25 protein-coding genes and 1 pseudogene are annotated in these 25,470 nt (G+C 64.3%); 18 read left to right on the forward strand and 8 right to left on the reverse strand.

The window, feature by feature from the left end:
• Nucleotides 1-23: 23 nt before the first annotated feature.
• Together amn and H7A76_RS09670 are read left to right on the forward strand one after the other, a co-directional pair.
• A complete protein-coding gene (amn, locus tag H7A76_RS09665; RefSeq protein ID WP_185698275.1) occupies nt 24-1,487 on the forward strand; it encodes an AMP nucleosidase in 1,464 nt (487 codons plus the stop codon).
• 145 nt (nt 1,488-1,632) lie between these two features.
• Complete coding sequence (locus tag H7A76_RS09670) at nt 1,633-2,199, forward strand: pseudouridine synthase (RefSeq protein ID WP_185698385.1); 567 nt, start codon at nt 1,633-1,635, stop codon at nt 2,197-2,199.
• Here the strand turns inward: H7A76_RS09670 and H7A76_RS09675 are convergent.
• On the reverse strand, nt 2,194-2,403 hold the full coding sequence (locus H7A76_RS09675) for a DUF2788 domain-containing protein (protein WP_003228500.1): 210 nt from the start codon (nt 2,401-2,403) through the stop codon (nt 2,194-2,196). The genes H7A76_RS09670 and H7A76_RS09675 overlap by 6 nt on opposite strands.
• A 124-nt stretch (nt 2,404-2,527) precedes the next feature.
• Nucleotides 2,528-3,007, reverse strand: a complete 480-nt coding sequence (locus tag H7A76_RS09680) for an Lrp/AsnC family transcriptional regulator (RefSeq protein WP_185698276.1) — start codon at nt 3,005-3,007, stop codon at nt 2,528-2,530.
• 416 nt (nt 3,008-3,423) lie between these two features.
• Here H7A76_RS09680 and H7A76_RS09685 point away from each other — a divergent pair.
• Nucleotides 3,424-4,481 (forward strand): annotated as a pseudogene (locus tag H7A76_RS09685) (DUF6515 family protein).
• Here the strand turns inward: H7A76_RS09685 and H7A76_RS09690 are convergent.
• Both H7A76_RS09690 and H7A76_RS09695 read right to left on the reverse strand, forming a co-directional pair.
• Nucleotides 4,475-5,371, reverse strand: coding sequence for a cation diffusion facilitator family transporter (locus H7A76_RS09690; protein ID WP_185698277.1), 897 nt, complete (start codon nt 5,369-5,371; stop codon nt 4,475-4,477). The pseudogene H7A76_RS09685 and the gene H7A76_RS09690 sit on opposite strands and share 7 nt — an antisense overlap.
• 22 nt (nt 5,372-5,393) lie before the next feature.
• Nucleotides 5,394-5,813, reverse strand: a complete 420-nt coding sequence (locus H7A76_RS09695) for a hypothetical protein (RefSeq protein ID WP_022641172.1) — start codon at nt 5,811-5,813, stop codon at nt 5,394-5,396.
• A 130-nt stretch (nt 5,814-5,943) separates the two neighbouring features.
• On the opposite strand from H7A76_RS09695, the gene hrpB reads away from it, so the two are divergent.
• The 8 genes from hrpB to H7A76_RS09735 all read left to right on the forward strand — a co-directional run bounded on the left by hrpB (nt 5,944) and on the right by H7A76_RS09735 (nt 14,843).
• Entirely contained in the window at nt 5,944-8,466 is a 2,523-nt protein-coding gene (gene hrpB, locus H7A76_RS09700; protein ID WP_185698278.1) for an ATP-dependent helicase HrpB, read from the forward strand.
• Between the two features lie 734 nt (nt 8,467-9,200).
• Nucleotides 9,201-10,370 (forward strand): indole-3-acetate monooxygenase, encoded by a 1,170-nt coding sequence (gene iacA, locus H7A76_RS09705; RefSeq protein ID WP_185698279.1) that lies wholly within the window; start codon nt 9,201-9,203, stop codon nt 10,368-10,370.
• A gap of 18 nt (nt 10,371-10,388) precedes the next feature.
• Complete coding sequence (locus H7A76_RS09710; protein WP_185698280.1) at nt 10,389-10,751, forward strand: IacB protein; 363 nt, start codon at nt 10,389-10,391, stop codon at nt 10,749-10,751.
• A gap of 60 nt (nt 10,752-10,811) precedes the next feature.
• Nucleotides 10,812-12,086 carry a Rieske 2Fe-2S domain-containing protein gene (locus tag H7A76_RS09715; RefSeq protein WP_185698281.1) on the forward strand — a complete coding sequence of 425 codons (1,275 nt, stop codon included), beginning with the start codon at nt 10,812-10,814 and terminating at the stop codon, nt 12,084-12,086.
• A 15-nt stretch (nt 12,087-12,101) separates the two neighbouring features.
• Nucleotides 12,102-12,578: an aromatic-ring-hydroxylating dioxygenase subunit beta gene (locus H7A76_RS09720; RefSeq protein ID WP_185698282.1), complete on the forward strand. Its 477-nt coding sequence runs from the start codon at nt 12,102-12,104 to the stop codon at nt 12,576-12,578.
• Nucleotides 12,579-12,588: 10 nt separating this feature from the next.
• Nucleotides 12,589-13,329, forward strand: a complete 741-nt coding sequence (locus H7A76_RS09725; protein WP_185698283.1) for an SDR family NAD(P)-dependent oxidoreductase — start codon at nt 12,589-12,591, stop codon at nt 13,327-13,329.
• 45 nt (nt 13,330-13,374) lie between these two features.
• Nucleotides 13,375-14,334 carry a PDR/VanB family oxidoreductase gene (locus tag H7A76_RS09730; RefSeq protein WP_185698284.1) on the forward strand — a complete coding sequence of 320 codons (960 nt, stop codon included), beginning with the start codon at nt 13,375-13,377 and terminating at the stop codon, nt 14,332-14,334.
• Between the two features lie 11 nt (nt 14,335-14,345).
• Nucleotides 14,346-14,843, forward strand: coding sequence for a flavin reductase (locus H7A76_RS09735; protein ID WP_185698285.1), 498 nt, complete (start codon nt 14,346-14,348; stop codon nt 14,841-14,843).
• Nucleotides 14,844-14,872: 29 nt separating this feature from the next.
• Here the strand turns inward: H7A76_RS09735 and H7A76_RS09740 are convergent, their stop codons facing one another.
• Nucleotides 14,873-15,352, reverse strand: coding sequence for a MarR family winged helix-turn-helix transcriptional regulator (locus tag H7A76_RS09740; protein WP_185698286.1), 480 nt, complete (start codon nt 15,350-15,352; stop codon nt 14,873-14,875).
• A 196-nt stretch (nt 15,353-15,548) separates the two neighbouring features.
• Between H7A76_RS09740 and H7A76_RS09745 the strand changes: the two genes are divergently transcribed.
• A complete protein-coding gene (locus H7A76_RS09745) occupies nt 15,549-16,673 on the forward strand; it encodes an amidase (RefSeq protein WP_185698287.1) in 1,125 nt (374 codons plus the stop codon).
• Between the two features lie 44 nt (nt 16,674-16,717).
• Nucleotides 16,718-17,236: a nuclear transport factor 2 family protein gene (locus H7A76_RS09750; protein ID WP_185698288.1), complete on the forward strand. Its 519-nt coding sequence runs from the start codon at nt 16,718-16,720 to the stop codon at nt 17,234-17,236.
• Between the two features lie 39 nt (nt 17,237-17,275).
• On the opposite strand, the gene H7A76_RS09755 is transcribed toward H7A76_RS09750, so the two are convergent.
• Nucleotides 17,276-18,247 (reverse strand): helix-turn-helix domain-containing protein, encoded by a 972-nt coding sequence (locus H7A76_RS09755; protein ID WP_185698289.1) that lies wholly within the window; start codon nt 18,245-18,247, stop codon nt 17,276-17,278.
• A gap of 159 nt (nt 18,248-18,406) precedes the next feature.
• Here H7A76_RS09755 and H7A76_RS09760 point away from each other — a divergent pair, with 159 nt between their 5' ends.
• From H7A76_RS09760 to H7A76_RS09775, 4 genes are all read left to right on the forward strand, one after another.
• The gene (locus tag H7A76_RS09760; RefSeq protein WP_185698290.1) at nt 18,407-19,405 is read left to right on the forward strand and encodes a carbon-nitrogen hydrolase family protein; all 999 of its coding nucleotides are present in this window, start codon (nt 18,407-18,409) and stop codon (nt 19,403-19,405) included.
• Nucleotides 19,402-20,442, forward strand: a complete 1,041-nt coding sequence (locus H7A76_RS09765; RefSeq protein ID WP_312026248.1) for a phenylacetaldoxime dehydratase family protein — start codon at nt 19,402-19,404, stop codon at nt 20,440-20,442. Before H7A76_RS09760 ends, H7A76_RS09765 begins: the two co-directional genes overlap by 4 nt.
• 20 nt (nt 20,443-20,462) lie before the next feature.
• Nucleotides 20,463-21,335: a transporter gene (locus tag H7A76_RS09770; protein WP_185698291.1), complete on the forward strand. Its 873-nt coding sequence runs from the start codon at nt 20,463-20,465 to the stop codon at nt 21,333-21,335.
• A gap of 807 nt (nt 21,336-22,142) precedes the next feature.
• A complete protein-coding gene (locus H7A76_RS09775) occupies nt 22,143-22,544 on the forward strand; it encodes a hypothetical protein (RefSeq protein ID WP_185698292.1) in 402 nt (133 codons plus the stop codon).
• A gap of 12 nt (nt 22,545-22,556) precedes the next feature.
• Here H7A76_RS09775 and H7A76_RS09780 read toward each other — a convergent pair whose 3' ends face one another.
• Both H7A76_RS09780 and H7A76_RS09785 read right to left on the reverse strand, forming a co-directional pair.
• Nucleotides 22,557-23,633, reverse strand: a complete 1,077-nt coding sequence (locus tag H7A76_RS09780; protein ID WP_185698293.1) for an endonuclease/exonuclease/phosphatase family protein — start codon at nt 23,631-23,633, stop codon at nt 22,557-22,559.
• Nucleotides 23,634-23,723: 90 nt separating this feature from the next.
• Entirely contained in the window at nt 23,724-24,383 is a 660-nt protein-coding gene (locus tag H7A76_RS09785; RefSeq protein WP_185698294.1) for a YciC family protein, read from the reverse strand.
• Between the two features lie 178 nt (nt 24,384-24,561).
• Here H7A76_RS09785 and H7A76_RS09790 point away from each other — a divergent pair, with 178 nt between their 5' ends.
• The gene (locus H7A76_RS09790; protein WP_185698295.1) at nt 24,562-25,338 is read left to right on the forward strand and encodes a DUF2076 domain-containing protein; all 777 of its coding nucleotides are present in this window, start codon (nt 24,562-24,564) and stop codon (nt 25,336-25,338) included.
• Nucleotides 25,339-25,470 lie beyond the last annotated feature (132 nt).

Below are 25,470 nucleotides of genomic sequence, written 5' to 3' on the forward strand. Positions count from 1 at the left end.
GATCAGAACACAGGGTGCTCATCGTGACCGAAGCTTTTATTGTCGTTCAATCCGCCGAACAAGCCGTGGATCGGCTGGCTGCTCTGCACGAGCGGGCCACCACGGCGCTGAGCCAGGCGCTCAAGCGTTACCTCAAGGAGCGCATCGAACCGGATGCCGAGCAGCGCGCGTTGTTCCGTTATCCCGAACTGCGCCTGACCTATCACTGCCAGGGTGAAGTGCCGCAGACCACCCGGGCCTACGCCAAGGTCCAGCTGCCAGGCACCTACAGCGTCACCGTCACCCACCCCGCGGCCTTCCGCAATTACCTGCTCGAGCAGCTGGAGCCACTGATGCACGATTTCACCGTGACGGTGGAAGTGGGGGTCAGCGAGCAGAACATTCCTTATCCCTATGTCGTCGAGCAGGGCGATGAACTGGCCGGCTCCGGCGTGACCGCCGCGGCCCTGGCCCGGGTTTTCCCGAGCACCGACCTGTCGGCCGCCACCGATGGCATCGCCGACGGCCTGTACAACTGGGAAAACGCCAATCCGCTGCCGCTGGCGTTGTTCGACGCCGCGCGGGTGGATTTCTCCCTGCGCCGCCTGGTGCATTACACCGGCAGCGACTGGCGCCATGTACAGCCGTGGATCCTGCTGACCAACTACCACCGCTACGTCGACCAGTTCATCGTCCATGGCCTTGAGCAACTGCGCAGCGATCCGCGCTTCGTGCGCATGGTGCTGCCGGGCAACGTGATCATCGAGAAGGGCATGGACCACGGCGAGGCCTCGGCCATCGCCGCCGGCGTGGTCTGGCATCGCTACCAGATGCCGGCCTATCACCTGCAGGCCAGCGATGGCCACGGCGTGACCCTGGTGAACATCGGCGTCGGCCCGTCCAATGCCAAGAACATCACCGACCACCTGGCCGTGCTGCGTCCGCACTGCTGGCTGATGATCGGCCACTGCGGTGGCCTGCGGCAGTCCCAGACCATCGGCGACTATGTGCTGGCCCACGCCTACATGCGCCGCGACGGCATCCTCGACCGCGTGGTGCCGCCGAACATCCCGATCCCGGCCCTGGCCGAGGTCCAGCTGGCGCTGCAACAAGCGGCGGCCAACGTCACCGGGGAGAAGGGCGAGCAACTGAAGAAGCGCCTGCGCACCGGCACCGTGCTGACCTACGACGACCGCAACTGGGAATTGCGCTGGGCCGAGGAGCGACCGCTGATCAACCTGTCCCGGGCCGTGGCGGTGGACATGGAAAGCGGCACCATTGCCGCCCAGGGCTATCGCCTGCGGGTGCCCTACGGCACCTTGCTGTGCGTTTCGGACAAGCCCCTGCACAGCGAGATCAAGCTGCCGGGCTCGGCCAACGCTTTCTACGAGCGCGCGGTCAGCCAGCACCTGAAGATCGGTATCGAGGCCGTGGACCTGCTGCGCAGCGAACTCAACTCCCTGCACTCGCGCAAACTGCGCAGCTTCGACGAGCCACCGTTCCGCTGATTGCCTGCCCATGGTCATTTGGCGATCAGGCCACTAGCATGGTCAGTCCTGATCGCTGAATGTTCCCGCCTCTATGTCTCGTCCGCCTCGCCCCGCTTCCCGCCGCCCCGGCGCGAAGCCGTTTTCCGCTCCCCCTGCCAAGCGCGTGGCCAAGGCGCCGCCTGTCGAGCCACGGTTGATCCTGTTCAACAAGCCGTTCGATGTGCTGACCCAGTTCAGCGACGGCGAAGGCCGGGCGACGCTCAAGGATTTCATCGCCATTCCCGGGGTCTATCCCGCCGGGCGCCTGGATCGTGACAGCGAGGGCCTGTTGCTATTGACCAATGACGGGCAATTGCAAGCGCGCATCGCCGATCCCAAGCACAAGCTGGCCAAGACCTATTGGGTGCAGGTGGAGGGCGAGCCCAGTGCCGAGCAGTTGCAGCGCTTGCGCGACGGCGTGGAGTTGAACGACGGCATGACCTTGCCGGCCCAGGCCCGGCAGTTGGAGGAGCCGCAGCTGTGGCCGCGCAATCCGCCGGTGCGCTTTCGCAAGAGCGTGCCGACCAGCTGGCTGGAACTGGTGATCCGTGAAGGGCGCAATCGCCAGGTGCGGCGCATGACGGCGGCGGTGGGCTTGCCGACCTTGCGCCTGGTGCGGGTGCGGATCGGTGACTGGACCCTGGATGGCCTCGATCAAGGCCAGTGGAAGGAAGTGCCGGCGCGGCTATAGGGCGCCGCTTTCGATCAGGCCGATCACCACGCTCTTGATGATGAACGCGGCTACGCCAAGACCCAGGACGAAGAACAGGATGAACGAGCCAAAACGTCCTGCCTTGGATTTCTTGGCCAGGTCCCAGACGATGAAACCCATGAAAATGATCAGGATGCTGACCAGGCCTGTCATCATCCACTCTTCGAATACTGCCGGATCCATCGAACATCTCCAGTGCGCGCAGGACAAAAAAAGCCGGGCGAGTATACGCCAAGCGTTCCGGCCCGGGCATTGATCTGCGTGCGTTACGTCGCCACAGCCCGGGGTCGCCTGGCGGCTTGCCGGATCAGTTGCGCAGGTGGGTCAGGGGTAGTTCGGTGCTATTGAGCACCTGGTTGAGCACGAAGCTGGAACGGACGCTGGTCACGCCTTCGATCCGGGTCAGGTGGCCCAGCAGCAGCTTCTGGTAGTGGTCCATGTCCGGCACCACCACCTTGAGCTGGTAGTCGGCATCCATCCCGGTCACCAGGCTGCATTCCAGCACCTGGGGCAAGTTGCGGATCGCCGACTCGAAGTTCTCGAAGCGTTCCGGAGTGTGGCGGTCCATGCCGATCAGTACATAGGCGGTCAGGCTCAGGCCGAGCATCTTGCGATCCAGCAGCGCGACCTGGCGGGAAATGTAGCCATCGTCTTCCAGCTGCTTGACCCGGCGCGAGCAAGGCGAGGGCGACAGGCCGATGCGTTCGGCCAGTTCCTGGTTGGAGATGCGGGCGTCGCGTTGCAATTCCGCCAAAATGCTCAGGTCATAGCGGTCGAGTTTGCTCATCATTCAGGCCTTTGTCTTAACTATTGCGTCGAATTATCTATCTAGGGTTAAAAATTGCGCAAGAGCTGTTTCGCGAAGCAATCTTCGCAATCCCCTGTCGCGAGGCGAGGCCTATTCTTACCACCAGAATCACTGCCCGGACATAGAGTCCACTGCGGCCCGCCGAATCAGGCCTGCCGCGGCCGCCAACCCCACAGGGTTGGGCAGGCCCCCGGGCTGCACCCTGTCCAGAAGACGGAGTGAGGTGAGCCGGTGCCACAAGTGCCGAGTACGGACAAAATCTCAAGGGGTGGCCGACGGGCCACCCTTTTTTATTGCCTGCGAAATAAGTTTCGTGACTGATAATCTCTAGCAGAACCGCCCTGGGCTTTTGCCAGTCTTATACTCAGGTCCCCCCATTCGCAGTGAGGAAGAGCATGAAGTCGCGCATCTGGCGTATGGCAGGTGTTGGTGTGTTGTGCGTGAGCGTTAGCGCGCAAGTGTTTGCCGATGAACGAGACGAACGCCGCCCTCCCCAGCAGGGAGAGCAGGCCGGAGGCCAGCGCGAACATGCTCCCGAGGGCCGCAGGGAGAACAACCAGGGCCATCCGGCATACCAGCAGCCGGCCCCGCAGCCACCCCGTGTGCAGAATGAAATCATCCGTGGCGACAACAGCCGCCAGTTCGAGCGCAGCCCTCAACATCAGGATGGGCAGTGGCAGGAACGGCCTCGCCACGAAGCCGAGCAGCAAGCACGGCCAACGCCGCCACCGGCCGCGAACCTGCCGATCCAGCCGCGCCCGGATACCGTGCGCCAGACCCAGGAACCACAACGCGGTTATTACCAGGACATCCCCCGGCGCAACGATTACAACCCGCACTGGCAGGTCGGCAATCCTGGCTGGCGCCCTGACCATCACCACCCCAATGACTATCGCTGGCCGGGTCGTCCTGATGGCCGTGGCAATGGTTGGGGCCCGGGGCCGCAATACCGCCCGGGTTATGTGATCGAGCGTTTCCCCGAGCGCAATGTTCGTGTGCCCTATCGTGGTCATGACTACTTCTTTTCGGGTGGCTACTGGTATCGCCCGCAGGGCAACCGTTATGTGGTGGTGACCCCGCCCTATGGTATCCGCGTCGGTTACCTGCCCGATTATGCGCGTGAGGTGTGGATCGGCAGTGCGCTGTTCTTCCTTGCCGCTGGTGCCTACTACACCTATGAAGCCAGTACCCAGGAGTACGTAGTGGTGGAGCCGCCGGCAGGGGGGCGCCGCAACCGGTTGGCAATGGCTATGACGTCATGGCCTACCCGGTCAACGGCCAGCCGCCGCAGCAGGTCGAGCAGGACCGCTACGACTGTTATCGCTGGGCGGTGCAGCAGAGTGGTTTCGATCCGGCCAGCGTGACCTACCAGCCGGCGCCCGAAGTGGTCCAGGCCTATCGCCAGGCCCAGGGCAATTGCCTGAGCTCACGGGGCTACCAGGTGACCTACTGAGCCCTGGCGGCCTCGACCACTTCCTGCGGGTCGGCGTGCACCAGCACTTCGGCCCGCGGGTAGGCGGCGTGGATCGCATCGGCGGCCTGGTCGCTGATGCCGTGGGCCACCCTCAGGGTCAGGTCGCCGGGCAGCTCCAGGTGCAGTTGGACGAACCAGCGGCTGCCGGAAATCCGCGTCCGCAAATCATGCGCGCCCAACACTCCAGGGACCGCACAGGCCAGTTCCAGCATGTGCTGGCTGACCTCGGTCGGCAGTTCCTCGTCCATCAGTACCGAGAAGCTTTCCCGGGCGATCTGGATCGCGCTCCAGAGGATGTACACGGCGATCCCCAAGCCGAACCAGGCATCCACCTGCTGCCAGCCGAAGGCCGCCAGGGCCAGGGCCAGGAGAATGCTGCCGTTGAGCATCAGGTCGGAGCGATAGTGCAGTGAGTCGGCCCGTACCGCGTTGGAGCCGGTGGCCCGGATCACCCGATGCTGCAACACCAGCAAGGCGCTGGTCAGCACCAGCGACAGGACGATCACCCCGATGCTCAGCCAGGGCGCCCCGACCGGTTCCGGGTGGTGCAGGCGCTCGACCGCCTGGAAGGCGATCAGTACCGCGCTGCCCGCGATGAACAGGGCTTGGGCCATGCCCGCCAGGGACTCGGCCTTGCCATGGCCATAGCGATGGTCATCGTCGGCCGGGCGCAGGGCGTAGTGCACGGCCAGCAGGTTGAGCAGCGAGGTGAAGCCGTCGAGCACCGAGTCGGTCAGGCCGGCGAGCATGCTCACCGAGCCGCTGAGCCACCAGGCCACGGCCTTGGTCAGGATCAGGATGCCGGCCACGGTCACCGAGGCGCGGGTGGCGAGGCGCAGGAGGCGAGCGTGTTCCGGGCTACCGATCATGGGGTTTCCTTGTGTGGCGGGTTCAAGCGGCCGGTTGCAGTCCGTACAGGGCCAGTTGTTGCACGCTGCCCTTGTGCTGGATCAGGCGTGGGTCGTCCAGCGGGAAGTGGCCCCCCAGCTCCTGTTCGAGGATGGCCTGCAACTTGCGTTTGTCGACTGTACCGTCGGCGCCGATGGCCTGCTGGAGTTTCTCCGGTGCGACCTGTGCGGTCTTGCCCGGCTCCAGGTAGATGGCGCCAGTGGCGAAATCGACGCCGAAGGCGATCAGCCCCGGGATCACGTAGAACAGCAGGCCCACGGCATCCAGCGCCACGATCACCGGATCGATCTTGCCGTCGATCTGGCCGCGCCGGTCGGGGAAGAAGATCGAGCCACAGGCGGTGAGCTGGGTCAGCAAGGTCGTCACCAGGATGCCGCCGATGACACGGTGGGGAATACGCATGGATATCTCCTAACAGGCATGAAGGCCCGGGCAAATGGTACGGGGGGGTGAGTCTCGTCGATCAGCACTCAGACCATGATCAGCCCCGGGCAGTTCGCCGTTATACTCGCGCCTCTGTTTTGGAGCCAGCATGAAATCCTTGCCGATCGATGAAGTTTTGCCTGCACTGCGTGACGCCTTGGCGACACGCCACGAAGCGGTGCTCGAAGCCCCGCCCGGCGCCGGCAAGACCACCCGCGTGCCCCTGGCGTTGCTGGACCAGGATTGGCTGGCCGGGCAAACCATCCTGATGCTCGAGCCCCGGCGCCTGGCCGCCCGTGCCGCCGCCGAGCGCCTGGCCAGCGAGCTGGGGGAAAAGGTTGGGGAAACCGTGGGCTACCGCATTCGCCTGGACAGCAAGGTCGGCCCGCGTACCCGTATCGAAGTGGTCACCGAGGGTATTCTCACCCGGCGCCTGCAGGACGACCCGGCCCTGGAGGGGGTCGGCCTGCTGATCTTCGACGAGTTCCACGAACGCAGCCTGGATGCCGACCTGGCCCTGGCCCTGAGCCTCAATGGCCGCGAGCTGTTCCGTGACGAGCAACCGCTGAAGATCCTGCTGATGTCGGCGACCCTGGAGGGCGAGCGCCTGTCGGCGTTGCTGGACGATGCGCCGATCCTGCGCAGCGAGGGGCGCATGTTCCCGGTGGCCCAGCGCTGGGGCCGGCCGTTCCAGCCCGGGGAGTTCATCGAGCCGCGGGTGGTGCAGGCGGTCCTGGAGGCGATCCATGACGAGAGCGGCAGCCTGCTGGTGTTCCTCCCGGGCCAGGCGGAGATTCGCCGGGTGCACCAGCAATTGAGCGAGGCCTTGGGCGAGCGGGACGAGATCCTGCTGTGCCCGCTGCATGGCGAGCTGGAGCTTGCCGCCCAGCGCGCCGCCATCGATCCGGCGCCACCGGGCAAGCGCAAGGTGGTGCTGGCCACCAACATCGCCGAGACCAGCCTGACCATCGACGGTGTGCGGGTCGTGGTGGATGCCGGGCTGGCGCGGGTGCCGCGCTTCGATCCCGGCAGCGGCATGACCCGCCTCGATACCCAGCGCATCTCCCGGGCCAGCGCCACCCAGCGTGCCGGTCGCGCCGGGCGCCTCGAGCCAGGAGTGTGCTACCGGCTGTGGTCGGCGGACCAGCAAGAACAACTGGCCGCCCATGCCAGCCCGGAGATACTCCAGGCCGATCTGGCCGGCCTGGCGTTGCAACTGGCGCGCTGGGGCGTGACGCCGGACCAGTTGGCCTGGCTGGATGCGCCGCCCGCCGCGGCTTATGCCCAGGCTCGGGAGCTGTTGATGCGCCTGGGCGCGCTCGACGGGGAAGGCAACCTGACCCGTCACGGCCAGGCCATGGCCGAGTTGCCGGCTCACCCGCGGATCGCCCATCTGTTGTTGCGTGGCCAGTCCCTGGGGTTGGCAGCGATGGCTTGCGATGTCGCGGCCTTGCTTGGGGAGCGGGACATCCTGCGGGGTGCCGACGCCGACCTGCACAGCCGCCTGGTGCTGCTCTCGGGTGAGGCGCGAGCTGCCCGTGGCGCCCAGGGTGGCGTGCAGCGGGCCCGGCAACTGGCGCGCCAATACCGCGGCTACCTGCGCGGCCAAGCCGTTGCGGCGGTGGCCGATCCCGAGCATCCACGCTGGCTCGGCGCCTTGCTGGCCCTGGCCTATCCCGATCGGGTGGCCCAGCAACGGCGCCCGGGTGGCGCCGAGTACCGCCTGGCCAATGGCCGTGCGGCCCTGTTCAGCGAGCCCGACAACCTGATGAAGCAGCCCTGGCTGGTGATCGCCGACCTGGGCAGCCGCCAGGGCCAGCGTGAGGAGCGGATCTACCTGGCTGCGCAGTTCGATCCAGCGCTGTTCGAGACGGTGCTGGCCGAGCAGGTGCGCAACGTCGACCAGTTGGACTGGGACGAGCGTGAAGGCCTGTTGCGGGCGGAAAGACAACGCAAGGTGGGCGAACTGGTGCTCAGCCGCGAGCCGCTGCCGGGCCTGGACGAAAGCGCCCGCTGCCTGGCCCTGGTCCAGCTGGTGCGGCGCAAGGGCCTGGAACTGTTGCCCTGGACCCCCGAGCTGCGCCAGTGGCAGGCCCGGGTGGCCCTGTTGCGCCAGCTGGAACTGGCCGCCAAGAGTGAAAGCCAGTGGCCGGATGTCAGCGATGCGGCCTTGCTTGAGGGGCTGGAGCACTGGTTGGCGCCGTACCTGGGCAAGGTCTCGCGCCTGGCCCACTTCGCCAACCTGGACCTGGCCGGCATCCTGCTCGGCCTGCTGCCCTGGCCCTTGCCCCAGCGCCTGGACCAGCTGGCGCCGCAGCACCTGAAGGTGCCGTCCGGCTCTTCGATCCGCCTGGACTACAGCGAGCAGCCGCCGATTCTCGCCGTGCGCCTGCAAGAGCTGTTCGGCCTGGCCGAAACCCCACGCATCGCCGACGGCCGCCAGGCGGTCAAGTTGCACCTGCTGTCGCCGGCTCGCCGACCGGTGCAGGTGACCCAGGACCTGGCGAATTTCTGGCGCAGCACCTATGCCGAGGTCAAGAAGGACCTCAAGGGCCGTTATCCCAAGCACTACTGGCCGGATGATCCGCTGATCGCCGAAGCCACCGCCCGGGCCAAGCCCAGGGGCACTTAGCAGGCCGTTGAAACACTACCTGCGTTGCCATCGCCTACGTTTTTCAACGGCCTGTTAGGTGCATCAACGGTCCTGCTGTCTCGGCACCGTTGTTGTCCCGAGCAGGAGCGTTCTGCCCGCGTCTTCTCTCGCCACTGCCTGTTTCGTTCCCCTTGAGAGGGGGCGCGGCCCGATCTGCCTGGATTTCAATACCTGAGCGGCTTGTCTTCGAGCGACGCCTTCGACGGGGGCGTCTGGTCTCGATTCACGTTTGAAAGCATCTGGAAAACGCTTCGAATCGCCGCAATCCAGGTTGGGGAGTGGACGAGTCGCAATAAAAATTAATGGATATTTCATGTTTATTAACACGAATTTAAAGATCTTTAAGTAATAAAAAACATGGGCGTTATTGTTTTTTATTTAATGGTTGGTCAATTAAATTGATCTAAATCAATTGGTTGTATTTTTATTCAGAGCTGGGTTGTTTCGATTTTGTACCGAATGGCTGATTTTTAGCGTGAATATTCAATTGACATTTCACGTAAAAAATCACGATTCTTGGCCATCGGCACCATAACAAGAGAGACAGCCCATGCCGCCTTGCCCCCTTCAAGCTCCTGTGCGTGGCCGACAACCCGCTGTCGCCTTGCCTCGCCACACCCTTGGCGTTTTTCGCGGCTACCGATCCTGGTGGCGCCAGCGGCATTTCCCTCCTGCCATCTAGTACCCAATCGCACCTGAGACGGAGAAAGTCCATGGATTCGCTTTGCCTGCATTCGGCGCCTGCTTCGGCGCTGGCCTCCGGACCGGCCTTCGAGGCCTTGCTCGACGGTATTCGTGATCGTGCCCGCCTGGGAGAGTTCGATCGCCAGCGGCATATTTCCCGTGACGTGATCGACGGGTTCAAGGCCCATGGTGTCTATCGTGCCTTGGTGCCGCGGCGTTTCGGCGGGTTGCAATGCTCACCCGGTGAGTTCTGCCAGATGATCGAGCGAATCTCCCATGCCGATGGCTCGGCGGGCTGGGTGGCCAGCTTCGGCATGAGTCCGGTGTACCTGGCGGCGCTGCCCCTGGCGACCATCGCCCGGATCTATGGCGACAACCCCGATACGGTCTTCGCCGGCGGCATCTTTCCAGCGCAACCGGCCGAAGTGGTGGCGGGCGGCTTCAGGGTCAACGGGCGCTGGAAATACTCCAGCGGTTCTCTGGGCGCCGATATCGTCGGGGTCGGTATCGCTCCGTGCCACGGCGACAAGCTCGACCTGCCGCGCCTGGCCGTGCTGCCCAAGGCCCAGGCGCGTATCGAGGAAACCTGGGACACCGTGGGTTTGCTGGGCACGGGCAGCCACGATCTGGTGGTGGAGAACGTGCGGGTGGACGAGGACTGGACATTCGTCCGTGGCGGCCTGCCCAATCTGGACGAGCCATTTTTTCGTTATCCATCGCTGGCCTTCGCCACCCAGGTGTTGTCGGTGGTCGGCCTGGGGGTCGCCCGGGCCGCCCTGGACGAGCTGTCGGCGATGGCCTGCGGGCGGCTATCGGTGACCGGGGCCCCTGCGCTGGCCGATCGCCCGCTGGCCCAGGTGGATGTGGCCAAGTCCGAGGCCGCGCTGCGTTCGGCCCGGGCCTTCTTCTACGAATCCATCGAGCGCGCCTGGAGCCATGTGCTGGCGGGCGATCCCGTACCGCAGGACATCACCAACCTGCTGCGCCTGTCCTCCACCCACGCCACGCGCATCGCCGCCGAGGTGGCACGCAACGCACAAATGCTCTCGGGCATGACCGGCATCTACCACGACAGTCCCCTGGCTCGCTGCGTCAACGACGCCCAGGTGGTCACCCAGCATGCCTTCATGGGCGATGTCACCTATCAGAACGCCGGAGCGATGTTCTTCGGCAAGCAGCCCCTGCCGGGCTACCTGTAACCCTCGAGGAGAAATCCCATGAACGACCGGAAGACCTTGCGCGTGCTGTTCTGCATGGGCATCAACCAGAACTTCTTCGATGCGCCGCGCGAAGAGCAGCTCCAGGTCTGGGCGGCCTTCAGCGCGATGTGGAACGGTATCCACGATCTGCCCGGGGTGAAGGTGCTGGGCAACATGGACGACGACCAGGGCATGGTCGGGCCGTCCGACGGTTATCCCTGGACCACCTACCTGTTGGCCGATGCGCCGGATATCGAGACCGTGCACGACGCCTGCAACCTGTTTCGCACCACCGCAGTGGGCCAGGGACCCTACAAGCTGTGGCGCTACGCCAAGGTCGAGGCGCGAATCGGTCGCGAGTTGGTGATCCAGCGTGCCTGAAGTCCCCCGAGCCCTTCTACAACGAGAATGCCGGCCTTCGACGCTGGCAAGGAGTACGCCGTGAACAACCTGATTCCCGCCGTCAACCTGGCGCTCGATCCTGCCGGGTTGGTGCAGGACGACCGCGTCCATACCTCCCTGTACACCGATCCGGCGCTGTTCGCTGCCGAACTGGAAAAGATCTTCTACAGCACCTGGGTCTGGGTCGCCCATGAAAGCGAAATCCCGGACGCCGGCAGCTACAAGAGCACCTACATCGGCAAGCAACCGGTGATCGTAGTGCGCGATCGCAAGCAGGCCATCCACGTCCTGCTCAATCGCTGCCGGCATCGCGGGGCCACGGTGTGCGAGGACAAGAAGGGCAAGGCCAACAGCTTCGTCTGTCCCTACCACGGCTGGGGTTATGCCCTCGATGGCTCGCTGCGCGGCATTCCCCAGCCGCAGAGCTATGGCGACTGCCTGGACAAGGCCGAGCTGCCGCTGGTCAGCCTACGGGTGGCGAGTTATGCCGGCATGATCTTCGCCACTTTCAAGGATGACATTGAGCCGTTGGAGGATTTTCTCGGCGCGGCGAAGAAATGGATGGACCTGTTCATGAAGCAAGGTGCCGGCTACGGCATCAAGGTGCCCGGCGAGCATCGTTTCCGCTTCCCTGGCAATTGGAAGATCCAGCTGGAAAACACTACCGACGCCTATCACTTTCCTCTGGTGCACAAGAGCTTTTTGTCCTCGGTCGACGAGCAGACCCTGAAGCTGTTCGATTTCGCCGAAGGCCCGGGCTACGTCGAGGACCTGGGCAACGGCCATAGCGTGATGGTGATGATCCCCGACCTGGTTGACCTGGAGGCCGACCTCGACAAACCCATCCCCGAGCGCTTCGCGGCCCTGGCCGCCGAGCTGCGTGACGAGGGCATCGACGAACCCCAGGTGCGCCGCATCGTGCGAGCCGTGGGCGGCTCGGGTTTCAACCTCAACCTGTTTCCCAACATCGCCTGCTCGATGGCTTTCTTCCGGGTGCTGCAGCCGATCTCGGTGACCGAGACCGAGATCCACCACGCCGTGATCACCATGGACGGTGGGCCGGCCGCGGCCAACCGCTATCGCCTGCGCCTGCACGAACACTTCCAGGGGCCCATGGGCTTCGGCACGCCCGACGACTCCGAGGCCTGGGAGCGTGTGCAGAAGGGCGCCAGCGCCGGTGAAGACCTGTGGATCATGCTCAACCGTGGCCTGCCGGGCGAGAGACCCAGCGCCGATGGCCTGGTTTCGGACGTGAGCGCCGAGACCGGTATGCGCGCTGCCTACCGGCAATGGAAAAAACTGATGTCGGCCTGAACCTGGAGAACCCCCATGAATCTGCAACTGCTGCAAGAAGTGAGCGCTTTCATCTGGCAGGAAGGCGACATGCTCGACCATGGCGAATACGACGCCTGGCTGGCGCAATGGACGGAAGAGGGCACCTACATCATTCCGATCAGGCCCGGGGAAGGCGACTACGAGAACAGCCTCAACTATGCCTATGACGACCACCACATGCGCGGCCTGCGGGTGCAGCGCCTGGTCGGCGGCGAGTCGATTTCCACCAGCCCGCGGCCACGTACGGTACGCACGCTCTCGCGCTTCCGGGTGCTTGACGATGACGGCGACCAGGTCACGGTGCGCTGTGCGCAGAACCTGCGGGAGTTCCGCAAGGACACGCTCAAGCACTACAGCGCCGACCTGACCTACACCCTGGTCAGGGCCGAGGGCCGATGGCTCATCCAGCGCAAGGTGATCAGCCTGATCAACAGCGACGATACCCTCGCCGGTATCGGCTACATCCTTTGAGGAGCCGGCCATGAACCAAGTCGCATTGGTAACCGGTGCAGGCCAGGGACTGGGCCAGCGTACCTGCGCGCGCCTATTGGCGGCGGGCTTCGATGTGGTGGTCAGCGACCGCGACCTGGAGCTCGCCAAGGCTAGCGTCGCGCAGTTGCAAGGGGCGGACGGGCGCCTGCTGGCACTTGAGCTGGATGTCGGCAGCAAGGCGGATTTCCAGCGGGGCCTGGCCCGGGTGCTGGAGCATTTTGGCGCCTTGCAGGTGGTGATCAATAACGCCGCCGTGACCAGGACCACGCCACTGATGCAGATCAGCCCCGAGGAGTTCGATGCCGTGGTTGGGCTCAACCTGCGCAGCGTGTTTCTCGGTTGCCAGGTGTTCGGTGCGTACCTGGCCGAGGCCGGCTACGGCCGGATCATCAACATGGCTTCCCTGGCCGGGCAGAACGGCGGCACCGCCACGGGCGCGCATTACGCGGCGAGCAAGGGCGCGATCATCACCCTGACCAAGGTCTTCGCCAAGGAATTCGCCGCCCGTGGGGTCACCGTCAACGCCATTGCCCCGGGGCCCATCGATTCGCCGGCGGTGCGTGCGGCGATCCCAGTCGAGCGCATGGCCGGCCTGCTGGCTGGCGTCCCGGTGCAGCGCCTGGGGGATGCGGACTTCATCGGCGACCTGATCGTGCAGTTGGCGCGGCCCGAGGCCTACTTCACTACCGGCGCCACCTGGGACGTGAACGGCGGCCTGTTCATGCGTTGATTTCCCGGGCGCCTGTTCGCCCCTGTCGTGATGAGGAATGCAGTCATGAATGAACAATTGTTGAAGGTCGTCGTGCGCAAGCGCGAGCTCCAGGGACACGATGTGGTCGTCCTCGACCTGGGGCATGTCGACGGCGCGACGCTGCCGGCATTCGAGGCGGGGGCCCATGTGGATATCCACATCGCTCCCGGCCTGGTGCGCCAATATTCGCTGTGTGGCGATCCGGCCGATGGCGCGGTATATCGCCTTGGGGTCCTGAAGGACCCCGCGTCACGGGGCGGTTCGCAAGGCGTGCATGAAATCCTGCTCGAGGGACGCGAAGTGCAGATCAGCATGCCCCGTAACCTGTTCCCTCTGGCGCCGGGGGCCGGGCGCAGCATTCTGCTGGGAGGCGGGATCGGCATCACGCCGATGATCGCCATGGCCCATACCCTGCATCTGCGGGGAGCCGACTTCGAGCTGCACTATTGCGCTCGCTCGCGCAGCCGCAGTGCCTTTCTCGCGGAACTGGCCAGCGCGCCGTTCGCCGATCGCGTACAGACTCATTTCGATGACGAGAGCCTGGAGCAGCGCCTGGATCTGGCGCGGGTGCTGGGGCCTGGCGCGGTCGGCACCCACCTGTACACCTGCGGCCCGGCGGGCTTCATGGACTGGGTGATCGCCGGCGCCCGGGAGCGGGGTTACGCCGAGGACCATATCCACAAGGAATATTTCCAGGTGGCGGTGGATACCCGCGGCGAAGACTTCGAGGTGGTCGCCGCCCGCAGCAACAGAAGCGTCCGGGTGGCCGCCGGCCAGAGCATCCTCGATGCCCTGGCCCAGGTGGGGATCAAGATCGAGATTTCCTGTGAGCAGGGGGTATGCGGAACCTGCTTGTGCGAGGTGCTCGAAGGCGAGCCCGATCACCGCGATGTGTACCTGACCGATGAAGAAAAAGCCGCCAACGACCAGATCCTGGTGTGCTGTTCACGGGCTCGATCGAAAAAACTGGTGCTGGATATCTGAGGGCAACGAGCATGGTAGACGTAAACCAATTTCGCAACGCGATGGCCCTGCTCGGTGGCGCCGTGACGGTGATCACCACCGATGGTCCTGCCGGCCGCTTCGGTTTCACCGCCTCGGCGGTATGCAGCGTGACCGATGTGCCGCCCACCCTGCTGGTGTGCATGAACCGTTCTTCGTATTCCAACGCCCAGTTCAAGGCCAACGGCGCGTTATGCGTGAACGTCCTGGCCGGTACCCACCAGGCGTTGTCGGGGGCTTTCGCCAACAAGGCATTGAGCATGGAGGAGCGCTTTGCCGCCACCGACTGGACGGTGCTGGAAAGCGGCGCGCCGGTAATGCAGGAGGCCCTGGTGAACTTCGATTGCCGTATCGCCCAAGTGCACGAGGTGGGCTCGCACAGCATCTTCTACTGCCAGATCCAGGGCATCCGCCACGGCGCTGGCGATGATGGGCTGGTGTACTTCAACCGGGCCTACCACCGGGTGTGCGAGGCCTCCAAGGCCTGTTGAGGCTCGGGAGCGTCGTGCGCCGATGGTAGCTACAGGCTTTCCAGATTGTGGAACACCACTTCCAGCATATGGTTCAGCCGCTGCACCTGGGCCTGGGTCAGGCCCTTGAAGCTGCGCTGGAACAGTTCATGGGTGATGTCCTGCATGCGTTCGACGGCGCGCTGGCCGGTCTCGGTAATGCGTACCTGGGTGACGCGGCCGTCCTCGGGGCTGGGGGCGGTGTCCACCAGGCCGTCGTCCTTCATGCGGTAGACGATCTTGGTGATGGTCGACAGCTTGGCGATGGCATGGGTGGAAATCTCGGAAATGCTCGATTCGCCGTTCTCCTTGAGGATCCACAACACGCGCCAGCGGGGCACGTCGAGGTCGACCTTCTTGAGCAGGCGTTCCATGTTCTGGGTATAGCGGCCGTGGGTCCGGGCCAGCCAGTAGAACGGGAAGTCTTCCTTGCGAAAGTCGCTGCTGGCAGGGTCGTGGTGGGGCTGACCGGGGTTCTTCGAGTTGCTCATCGATTCACTGCTTGTCCGTGGAGGGCCGCGCCATCATAGCCAGTTCGAGGTTCTGTGCCATATGGCGCGAACAGCCTGGTATAGGGCTGGGGAGTGCGACGATTTTACTGGAATATTCAGTTGATTGTTCAACTAGTCGTCAGGGGAGCCTGTCGCTAAGGAGCTGCAGGCCGATCCTGGAAAAAGGGGGGTGAAAATGACCATCATAGTTGAGTCACTGGACCTGGGCAGCAGCGGCCCCCGGGTCATGATCAAGGACACCATCGATGTCGCCGGCACCGCCACCCGTGCATCCAGCCGGGCCCTGGAGCAGGCGCCGCTGGCCGAGCGGCATGCCGAGGTGGTCGAGCGCCTGCTGGCCGCCGGTGCTCGCCTGACCGCCAAGGTGAGCCTGCACGAACTGGCGTTCGGCACCACCGGTATCAACCGTTACCTGGGCACGGCGGCCAATCCGCGGTTCCCGGGGCGCATCCCCGGTGGCTCTTCCAGCGGTTCGGCCGCCGCGGTGGCCGCCGGCCTGGCGGATTTCAGCCTGGGCACCGACACCGGGGGTTCGATCCGGGTCCCGGCCTGCTGCTGCGGGGTGTACGGTCTCAAGCCGACTTTCGACCGGATCAGCCGCCGAGGCGTGCTACCAGCGCGCAGCAGCCTGGATTGCGTCGGCCCCCTGGCGGCGAGCCTGCCCATGCTGATTCGCGCCATGGGCATGCTCGACCCGACCTTCAGCATGGCCCAGGTGCCGTCCCAGGCCCGGGTCGGGGTGTTGCCGGTGCCCGCCGCGCCGGCGATTCTCGAAGTCGTCCAGCATACGCTGGCGGCCAGCGGCCTGACCCTGCTGGATGTCGAGCTCGAGCATTTTGCCGCGGCCTATGACGCGGGCCTGGTGGTCATCAATCGCGAGACCTTCGAAGGCTGCGGCCATCTGCTGGCCAGTGGCCTGGTGGGCGCGGACGTTGCCGACCGACTGGCGGCCGCCGGCCAGACCAGCGATCAGGCGCTCGCCGAGGCCGAGGAGGTGCGCCGGCGCTTTAGCGCCGAGGTCGACCGCGTGCTGGCCAGTTGCGATGTGCTGGCCTTGCCGACCATGCCCGACTTTCCCCTGCGCGTGGAGGAGGCCGCCGATACCCGGGCGGTGCTGGGCATGACCTCGCTGGTGCGACCGTTCAACCTGTCCGGGCACCCGGCGCTGAGCATTCCGCTGGGCAGCGCGCAAGGATTGCCGGTGGGCCTGCAACTGGTGGCCGCCAAGGGCGCGGACGCCAAGCTGCTGGCGGTGGCGCAGCGGCTGCTGCTCGGCATCCATGACACCAGCGGGCTCTGACTCTTTACCGTGGTGCATTCCCCATTGCCGAACACGAGGTCCGGATGAGCGCTATCTCCCACTTGCAGGCCCGCCTGCGCTTCTTCGAAAGCCAGCAGGCGATCCGCGCCTGCATCAATCGCTACATGACGTTGTGCGATGCCCTCGACGCCCGCACGCCCCTGGATGAACTGGCCGGCCTGTTCACCCGCGAGGCGGTCTGGGAAGGCAAGGGCGCGCGCTACGCCGCGAGTTTCGGTGGCTACCAAGGTCGCGAGGCGATCCGCGCGATGTTCGCCACCTATATGAAGACGCCGGCGCACTTTGCCTTGAATGCGCATTTCCTGGCCAGCGAGGTCATCGAGGTGGACGGCGACCAGGGCCAGGGCAGTTGGATGATGTTGCAAGCCAGCAGCTTCACCGAGGGCGGTTCCCACCTGAATGCGGCCAGGTTGACGGTGCGCTTCGCCGTGGAAGAGGGGCATTGGCGGATCGCCCGTTTCCAGACCGAGAACCTGTTCAGCCGGCCCACGACGGCATGGCACAGCGATGCGCCGCTGCCGGTCCCGGGACAGGGCGGCTAGCCGTTTCCAGCGGCTGGATTTCTCGCGGTTGCCAGCCGCTCAGTCCGGCGGCCCGTCAAGGCCAGGCAGGGTGGCATGCCGGAAGTCCCGGGCACTGCAACCGAACCGTGCCTTGAATACCCGGCTGAAATAGGCCATGTCGGTGAAGCCTGCGCGATAGGCCAGGGTGCTGATCAGGGCGGTTCGTTGGGAAAGGCTGCCCAGTTGGTCGGCGCAGGCTTGCAGGCGGATATCGAGCAGGAAGCGGCCGAACGAAGTCTGCTCGTCCTGGAACAGGCTGTTGACGTAGCGCGGCGTGATCCCGAAGGTCCCCGCCACGCTGGCCAGGGACAGTTCGCTGTCCGCCAGGTTGGCCCTGACATGATCCTTGAGACGATACAGCAGCGCCGTCCGGCGAGCCGAAGGCTGGGCGATGCCCCTGCCGCGTTCGGCCAGGGCGGTGGCCAGGAGGTCCAGGCCCTGATGGCTCAGGCGGCGTCGCGATTCGCTGCTGACGCTGTCGTCGAGCCGGGCCAGGCCGCTCAGGTAGTCGAAGGCCAGGCATGCCACTGGGTCTTTTCGTGACAGCGTCAGGGCGGTCAGCCGCTCGATGTTACTGATGCGCTCGCGCAGGGCCTGGTGGGGGACCTGCAATACGGTCTGGCGAAAGTCGCCGGAAAAACGCAGCTCGTAGGGCTGGCGAGTGTCGTAGATGGCGAAGTCCCCCTGGTCCAGGACCGCCTCGCGACCATCCTGGATCAGTTGCGAACAGCCTGCGTGCGCGAGATTGACGAGCACGTATTCATCCGGGCTGCGGGCGATGCAATGCCGATCGCGGCGCACCAGTTGGCCGCTGGCACGTATGTCCACCACCCGCAGCATCTCCAGGTCATGGGCGCACAACTGTCCATCGAACGCCACCTGCGCGCCGATCCGGCACTCCAGCGGGACGAAGGTCGCGCACACCACTTCCTGCCAGAAGGCCTGGCGTTCGTGGGGACGGATAGCGCCTGTATCGAATCGAGTGAGCATGGCTTGGCGTCACGACAAGGCAAAGGAGGGCAATGAAGAATGCAATTCGAAGGCCAGCGGCCACTGTTCCCCCAGGGTCAAGCATCGCTTCCTCCAGGTCCTAATGGATCGCTTGGCGCTGCCCTTAACCTCTGGTCATCACCCGATGGAGGTCAAGACATGCAAGCCAAGATCAAGGTCGCCTGCGTCCAGGCGGCTCCGGTTTTTCTCGATCTGCAGGGCACGGTGGACAAGACCCTGGCCCTGATCGAGCAAGCCGCCAGCCAGGGCGCCCGGCTGATCGCCTTTCCGGAAACCTGGATTCCCGGCTACCCCTGGTTCCTGTGGCTGGATGCGCCGGCGAACTACATGCCGCTGGTGCAGCGCTACCACCAGAACTCCCTGGTGCTCGACAGCGAACAGGCCCGGCGGATCAGCGAGGCGGCACGCCAGCACGGCATCCATGTGGTGCTGGGCTACAGCGAACGCGACCACGGCTCGCTGTACATCGGCCAGTGGTTGATCGACGACCAGGGGCGCACCCTCGGGACTCGGCGCAAGCTCAAGGCCACCCATGTGGAGCGGGTGCTGTTCGGTGAAAGCGACGGCTCTTCGCTGGCCACCTTCGGCAGCAGCCTCGGTCAATTGGGGGCCTTGTGTTGCTGGGAACACCTGCAACCGCTCAGCCGTTACGCAATGTATGCCCAGCATGAGCAGATCCATGTCGCCGCCTGGCCGAGCTTCAGCCTTTATCGCCGCGGTACGGCGGCGCTGGGGCCGGAGGTCAACCTGGCGGCTTCCCGGCTGTATGCCGCCGAAGGCCAGTGCTTCGTGCTGGCATCCTGTGCCGTGGTGACCCCGGACATGCTCGATCTGCTGTGCGCCACCGACGAGCAGCGCGCGCTGCTGGAAGCCGGCGGTGGCCATGCACGAATCTTCGGGCCAGACGGTGCGGACCTGGCCAGCCCGCTGGACGAGCGTGAGGAAGGCATCCTCTACGCGACGCTGGATCCGGCCGCGCTGATCGGCGCCAAGCTCGCTGCCGATCCGGTCGGCCATTACGCGCGTCCCGACGTCACCCGACTGCTGTTCAACCGCAACGCCTACACCCCCGTCGTGGAATGTGACGCCACCAGCATCAGCGAAATTCTGGACATGGCACCGCAGGAGATCCTGTGAGCATCGAATCGGCTATTCCCAAGCACCTGGTGTGCCCGCGCCTTGAAGCGGCCAGTACTCCACACGATTACCAGGCGCCGTTTCCGGCCTGGGCGGCGCGCTTCACGCCTTTGGTGGAGCGGGTCGTGATGGCCTGTTTCGGCGCCCAGGCCCCCGGGCCGCTGGGGCTGGAAAGCCTGGCACCGTATATCGAACGGTTTGCCCTGGCGGACGGCCCCTTGTATTGGGACCCGGCGCAATGCCAGGACGCGACGGGAACGCACAATCTGGTGGCCATCGCCTATTGGGCCGATGTCGCGGCCTTCGAGCGTTGGCGCTGCGACAGCGGTTTCGACCAGTGGTGGCAGGCGCCGGAGCGTGAGACGGAAGCCACGGGCCGCTTCGTCGAGATCGTGACGCCGGGCCAGGAATGGTTCGAGACGCTGTTTTCGTCCCCGGATGGGGTCGAGGGTATCGCCCATCTCGCCAGTGGAATGAGTGGTGTGGTCCGTGAGCATGGCTATTGGGGCAGTGCCCGGGACCGGCTGCCTCGGGCCCAGGTGGACAAGCTGGTCGGTGCACGCGGCGATGCTGCGCAAAAGACCGGGACAGGTGCCCGGGTACGGGTGCCGGGGCGGGAGAACCTGTGCCTGATCCGCTCCGGCCAGGACTGGTCGGCCACATCGCGGCAGGAGCGCAAGCTTTACCTGGAGGATATCCAGCCGGTGCTGCAGGCCGGCATGGATTTTTTGCGGGACGAGGGGGGCGTCATCGGTTGCCGCAGTTGCCGCCTGATGCAGGTACTGGACGCCTGTACCGGCGCGCCACTGGAAAAGAGCTTCGGGCTTGTGCATTTCGAGGACCTGGCCCGGCTCGAGACCTGGGCCAGGTCCCATCCGACCCACCTGGCCATCTTCGGACGCTTCATGCGCTACACCCAGGCGCTCGACTTCCAGGTGGCGTTGCGGCTGTACCACGAAGTGGCGGTCATCCCGGCCAGCGCCCAATGGTTCGAATACATCAATTGCCATGGCCAGACAGGCCTGCTACGTGGCTGAACTTCAGGCGGGAGTGCGCTATGAAAAAGTCCATTGCTGCAGTGTTCTGCCTGCCGCTCGCCTTCGTTGACGCGGTCTGCGCCATGGAGACTGCGCCAGGCGACTATGAGCCGGTACCTGCCGGCAAGACAGCCTTGTTGATGTACTACCAGCAGGCCTGGAGCGCGTCGTTCTACCGTTCTGGCCATCGAGTCTCGGACGATTTCCGCCTGCGCTCCGACATGGGCCTGTTGCGCCTGGTGCAGTCGGTGCCGTTGAGCGACAGGCTCTATTGGGAGCCCCAGGCGATCCTGCCATTCGGCCATTTGCGCACAGGGGGCGAAGCCCGGGTACTGGGGAACGAGTCGGGGACGGGCGACCTGAACCTGGGATCGGTGGTCAAGCTGCGGCTGCCCACGCGCCATGGCGACATGCTGGGCCTTGGGGTGTTTGTCCAGGCGCCCACTGGCAGCTACGACCGGGACGATGCCCTGAACCTGGGGGAAAATCGCTGGCGCCTGGTACTGCAGGGCGCCTACGTGCATCACTTCGATGAACGCTGGTCGCTGGATACGGTGGCCGATGCCAGCTGGTACACGCGCAACCACGACTACGGTCCGACCGGGGCGAACCAGAAACAGAAGGCCCGTTATGAGTACCAGGCGTTCCTGCGCTATCAGTTGGCGCCGGCCACCACCCTGGGCTTTGGCGGTGGCTATGTCACAGGGGCGCGGACCTCGGTGGCCGGTGACGACCAGGGCGATGAGCTCAGGACTTCCTATGCACGCCTGACCCTGACTCACTTTCTGGTGCCCGATGTGCAGGTCCAGGTGCAATTGGGTCGCGACATGGCGGTGGAGCAGGGCTTCAAGGAGCGTGAGCGGCTGAATTTGCGGTTGGTGAAGCTGTTCTGATGCCGGGCATCGTTTCGCGGGCATGGGGCCTGTTTTTAAGGGGCGTCTTATTGGATGCCTTGGGCCGAACTGGAAGAGTTTTCGCTTGGGTCAGACGGGGTATTTCGGACCTCTCTGGGGGGCGACCATAGGCGATAAGTTGCGGCTATGTGACGGTCGTGGGTTCTTCCTGATAACGCTTTGAGGACAGTCATGCAATGCTCAAGAAGCCAGCGTAGTGGACGCAGATGGCTTGTTTCATTGATTGTTACATCAATCTTCTTTTATACGGGTCAGGCGTTGGCTCTCAAGTTGATTACTGATTCTCTTATCGAGGGTTATAGCGGTTGCTCTTATACGGACAATAACAATGGCACCAGTACCCTGACGGTTACTGTCTCTTGGAAGGAGGTCCCTTTAGAACTTATCGAGAAAAAGGCTTTTCGGTCTCGAGGAATACTGTTCTATACCTATGATGAGAACGGAAGACTCATGCCTACTTCGAGTGTGGCAACGTCGGCGACATTGAACGGGGTCCGATATTCGAACGCCATGGTAATAAGCTCAGGAGGATATGTGATCTATCTTGGGAATCGTGGAGATTGGCTGCAAACAGGTCCGTTTCTCAGCGATATTATCGTGACAGTCAAGAACAGCTCCGTCAGTCAATGGCCAGCAGTGGGGATTAGAGCGGGGATTTATACGAACGGCGATGATTATGCCGATATAAAAGGATTGGCTTATATCGCTCCAAGCAATAAAGGAGGGGAGTGCAAGGTTTTGATCGATCCCGGCGTGCCACCCCCTCCCGAAGATGTCCTCATCAATATGACCGCACCCGATTGGGACCTTGGCGAACTGGTCCGTGGCGGTGTGACGCACAAGTCCTTCAGTGCTCCGAAGGACCAGCTGTGTTTCAGCTACAAGGGTAATAACTACATCACTTACCAGGAGTACGTGATCGATGCGGGCAATCGCAACGGCCTGTCCGCCAACGGCAAGTACTTGCTCAAGCACCAGAATGCTCAGGCGCCCGGCTTGCCTTACCAGCTGACGCTGAATGAAGGTTCGAACAATGTCGTGCTGCCCAATCCGTCCAACCGGGTGTTCAAGCTCAACAGCAATGGCAAGACCTGCTTCAGGCCGACTTTCGATGTTTCCACCGAGAAGAACGCCAAGGGCGGTATCTATAGCGACATCCTGACCTTCACCATCATCGCCAAGCCCTAGCCGCCAAGCCGCCTACTGGGCCGGCAGCAGGAAGCGCGCGAGCACCGGCAGGTGGTCGGAGATGCGCAGGGTGTCGTCCTGGCGGACCCGCGACTCCACGCGCTTCAGGCGCGGGCTGTGGAACAGGTAGTCGACGGTTCGGTCCGGTCCATCGAGACCGGGGTCGTTGGGATAGTGGGTCAGCCAGCGCGCGCGGTCGGCACCGCTGGCTTGGGTATTGCTGGGGATCATCGGGTACTTGTCCCACAAAAGATGCAGCGGGCTGTCGGCACTGTAGGGCGCGCGCTGGTTTTCATCCAGGCGCCGGTACTGGCCCAGGGGCAGCAGGTTGAAGTCGCCGCCGATCAGCCAGGGAGTGCCACGGCCTTCCAGTTTGTCCAGGGTCTTGGCGATGGCCGCGACTTGCCGGGCCTGGGTTTCGCCGGCCTGCTGTGCACGCTCCAGGTGGGTATTGAGTACTGCCAGTTGTCCGCCGTCGTTCAGGGGCAGGTAGCTGAGCAACAGGGCGTCTCGCGGCAGGAATTGCCGGCTGATGACGTTGTGGTCCGCCACCGGCAGTTGCAGGCGCTCGGCGTGTTCGATGCGGTAGCGGCTGAGGGTTGCCAGTTGCCGGCCGACGCTGCCGAAGATATGCGCGGAGGGTACGAAATCGGCCTTCCAGTCGTAGGCCCGAGTGCTGCAGGGATAGAGGTCGGCCAGGCGTTCCTGGAGGAGCTTGAGCTGGTCCTGGTAGGCGCTGGCCTTGGCGTTGTGGTCCACCTCCTGGAGCAGCACCAGGTCCGGCTGTTCGTCGCGGATGACCCGGGCCACCTCGTCGAGGCTGAAAGCCATGTCCTCCAGGGTGGGGCGTTCGTCCTGGCCATGGGCCTGGTCGTTCCAGAATACGTAGCGCTTGCCGGCCAGGTACTGCAGGTTCCAGGTCATCACCTTCAACGCTTGGCCCGGGATCAGCGGCGCGGCCTCGGCGCTACAGGACACCGCCAGGGTTTCCTTGGCCTGGGGACGCCAGGTCAGGCTGTAGATCAGACCGGCCAATACCAGGCCGATCAGCAGCAGGCTCAACAGGGTCACGCGAAGTAGACGGATCATCGGCTCGGCTTATGGCGTTGCGGGATGGGGTCCGAGCATAACCGAGTGCGCAGCCGTCACCCAAGGGGGTAGAGCGTCCGCGCCGGGGGTTCAGCGTTTGTCCGGCTGCTGGCTGATCAGCATGAACAGGCGGAACAGCACCACGCTGGTGAACAACTGGAGGAAGCTGTAGGCGCTGTCGATCGTTAGCGCCAGCAGCGGCGTGGGATCGGGATACGCGGCTTCGCTGGCGCCCTTGAGCAGCCACAAAGGGGTCATCACGCAGAGGATGCACACCAGGATCCGTAGGAAATGCCCACGAGTCAGGCGAAAGCTCTCGGTGATGGCATTCAGCGGCGATGCCCCCTTGAGTACCAGCAGGTACTCGGCGAAGGCCAGGACCACCATCAGCCACAGGCCCGGCAGGAAATACAGTGACAGTCCCAGCAAGATCAGCAGGGTGCTGACCGCCGTCAGCAGGGCGAAGCGCGGCCACAGGCTCAGGCTCATGGCCAAGAGGTCACGGGTTCGGGGCGATTCGCCACGGGTACGGGCATCGAGGAACAGGATCAGTGCGCCGGTGTACAGCGGATACACCAGCAGGCCGACGATCACGCTGTACCCGGAAAAGGCATTCGGTCCCAGGGCCTTGCCGGCAACCTGTTGCAGCAGCGCCTCGAAAATCACCAGTGGCAGGCACAGCTGGGCGATGCGCCCGAGGTTGCGTTGGAAGAAGTACAGGGAGTCGCGCAGAACGTCTAACGGATTCATCGAAGGGATCGCAGTGGCGAAGCGGTTGGACACTTTAACCGATGCAGGCCCTGGGGAAGCAAACGTAAACCTTGGGTAAAGACCATTGAAAGTCGACGCGCCAACCCCATAACTGTCGCGTATCGCGGTCCCCTCGGACCGTAGAGCGGATTTTTACCGGCAATCTAAAGAGGTCGCCATGAATAGCGAAGAGCAAACCCTGATCGATGGACTGTTTTCACGGTTGCAGCAAGCCGAAACGGATTCAGCCCCGCGTGATGCCCAGGCCGAGGCGCGGATCAAGGAGCATCTGACCCGCCAGCCTGCGGCCGGGTATTTCATGACCCAGGCGATCCTGGTGCAGGAGGCTGCCCTCAAGAGCCTCGACGAACAGAACAAGCAGCTGACCCAGCAAGTCCAGCAATTGCAGGCCGACCTGCAACGGGCCAAGTCCCAGGCGGCCCCGGCCCCGGCCTCGAGTGGCGGGTTCTTGTCGAGCATCTTCGGTGGCTCCCGCGAAGCGCAACCGGCCCCGGCCCCGAGCCCGGCGCCATCTTCCGGTGGTGGCTGGCGTGAGCCGCCACGCCCGGGCTTTGGCACGCCACAGCAGAACTTCGGTGCCCCCCAGCAGGGGTTCGGCGCTGCGCCGCAACAGAACTACGCGCCACAGCAGGCGCCAGCGGCTGGCAGCAGTTTCCTGGGGGGCGCGCTGAAGACCGCCGCCGGTGTCGCAGGCGGCGTGATGCTGGCCCAGGGCATCAGCAGCCTGTTCCACGGCAACCAGCAGCCCCAGGAAGTCGTCGAAGTCATCAAGGAAGAACCGGCGCCGGCCAGCGACAACAGCGGCTGGGGCAATGACGAACAGCGTTATGCCAACAACGACTCCTGGGGCGGCAACGACCAGGGCGGCTTCAACGACGCGGGCTACGACAACGACGACAGCTCGTTCTTCTCCGACGACGACTCCTTCGTCTGACCTACCATCGGTCCGGGGCCACAACATGCCCCGGGCCGATAATTCGCGGAACAATCCCTGGCGCTGGCATACTGGACGACTTTTCCGACCCCAAGGGTCGATCCAGTTGCCGTGCTGCTGCGCCATGAGGAT

This window comes from Pseudomonas sp. MSSRFD41, from assembly GCF_014230245.1.
GTDB lineage: Bacteria > Pseudomonadota > Gammaproteobacteria > Pseudomonadales > Pseudomonadaceae > Aquipseudomonas > Aquipseudomonas piscis.

Coding starts and splice junctions, on each gene's coding strand:
- H7A76_RS09675 (WP_003228500.1), bottom strand. CDS start 2,403: ATGGATCCGGCAGTATTCGAAGAGTGGATGATGACAGGCCTGGTCAGC.
- H7A76_RS09680 (WP_185698276.1), bottom strand. CDS start 3,007: ATGAGCAAACTCGACCGCTATGACCTGAGCATTTTGGCGGAATTGCAA.
- H7A76_RS09690 (WP_185698277.1), bottom strand. CDS start 5,371: ATGATCGGTAGCCCGGAACACGCTCGCCTCCTGCGCCTCGCCACCCGC.
- H7A76_RS09695 (WP_022641172.1), bottom strand. CDS start 5,813: ATGCGTATTCCCCACCGTGTCATCGGCGGCATCCTGGTGACGACCTTG.
- hrpB (WP_185698278.1), top strand. CDS start 5,944: ATGAAATCCTTGCCGATCGATGAAGTTTTGCCTGCACTGCGTGACGCC.
- iacA (WP_185698279.1), top strand. CDS start 9,201: ATGGATTCGCTTTGCCTGCATTCGGCGCCTGCTTCGGCGCTGGCCTCC.
- H7A76_RS09710 (WP_185698280.1), top strand. CDS start 10,389: ATGAACGACCGGAAGACCTTGCGCGTGCTGTTCTGCATGGGCATCAAC.
- H7A76_RS09720 (WP_185698282.1), top strand. CDS start 12,102: ATGAATCTGCAACTGCTGCAAGAAGTGAGCGCTTTCATCTGGCAGGAA.
- H7A76_RS09725 (WP_185698283.1), top strand. CDS start 12,589: ATGAACCAAGTCGCATTGGTAACCGGTGCAGGCCAGGGACTGGGCCAG.
- H7A76_RS09730 (WP_185698284.1), top strand. CDS start 13,375: ATGAATGAACAATTGTTGAAGGTCGTCGTGCGCAAGCGCGAGCTCCAG.
- H7A76_RS09735 (WP_185698285.1), top strand. CDS start 14,346: ATGGTAGACGTAAACCAATTTCGCAACGCGATGGCCCTGCTCGGTGGC.
- H7A76_RS09740 (WP_185698286.1), bottom strand. CDS start 15,352: ATGAGCAACTCGAAGAACCCCGGTCAGCCCCACCACGACCCTGCCAGC.
- H7A76_RS09745 (WP_185698287.1), top strand. CDS start 15,549: ATGACCATCATAGTTGAGTCACTGGACCTGGGCAGCAGCGGCCCCCGG.
- H7A76_RS09750 (WP_185698288.1), top strand. CDS start 16,718: ATGAGCGCTATCTCCCACTTGCAGGCCCGCCTGCGCTTCTTCGAAAGC.
- H7A76_RS09755 (WP_185698289.1), bottom strand. CDS start 18,247: ATGCTCACTCGATTCGATACAGGCGCTATCCGTCCCCACGAACGCCAG.
- H7A76_RS09760 (WP_185698290.1), top strand. CDS start 18,407: ATGCAAGCCAAGATCAAGGTCGCCTGCGTCCAGGCGGCTCCGGTTTTT.
- H7A76_RS09770 (WP_185698291.1), top strand. CDS start 20,463: ATGAAAAAGTCCATTGCTGCAGTGTTCTGCCTGCCGCTCGCCTTCGTT.
- H7A76_RS09775 (WP_185698292.1), top strand. CDS start 22,143: ATGACCGCACCCGATTGGGACCTTGGCGAACTGGTCCGTGGCGGTGTG.
- H7A76_RS09780 (WP_185698293.1), bottom strand. CDS start 23,633: ATGATCCGTCTACTTCGCGTGACCCTGTTGAGCCTGCTGCTGATCGGC.
- H7A76_RS09785 (WP_185698294.1), bottom strand. CDS start 24,383: ATGAATCCGTTAGACGTTCTGCGCGACTCCCTGTACTTCTTCCAACGC.
- H7A76_RS09790 (WP_185698295.1), top strand. CDS start 24,562: ATGAATAGCGAAGAGCAAACCCTGATCGATGGACTGTTTTCACGGTTG.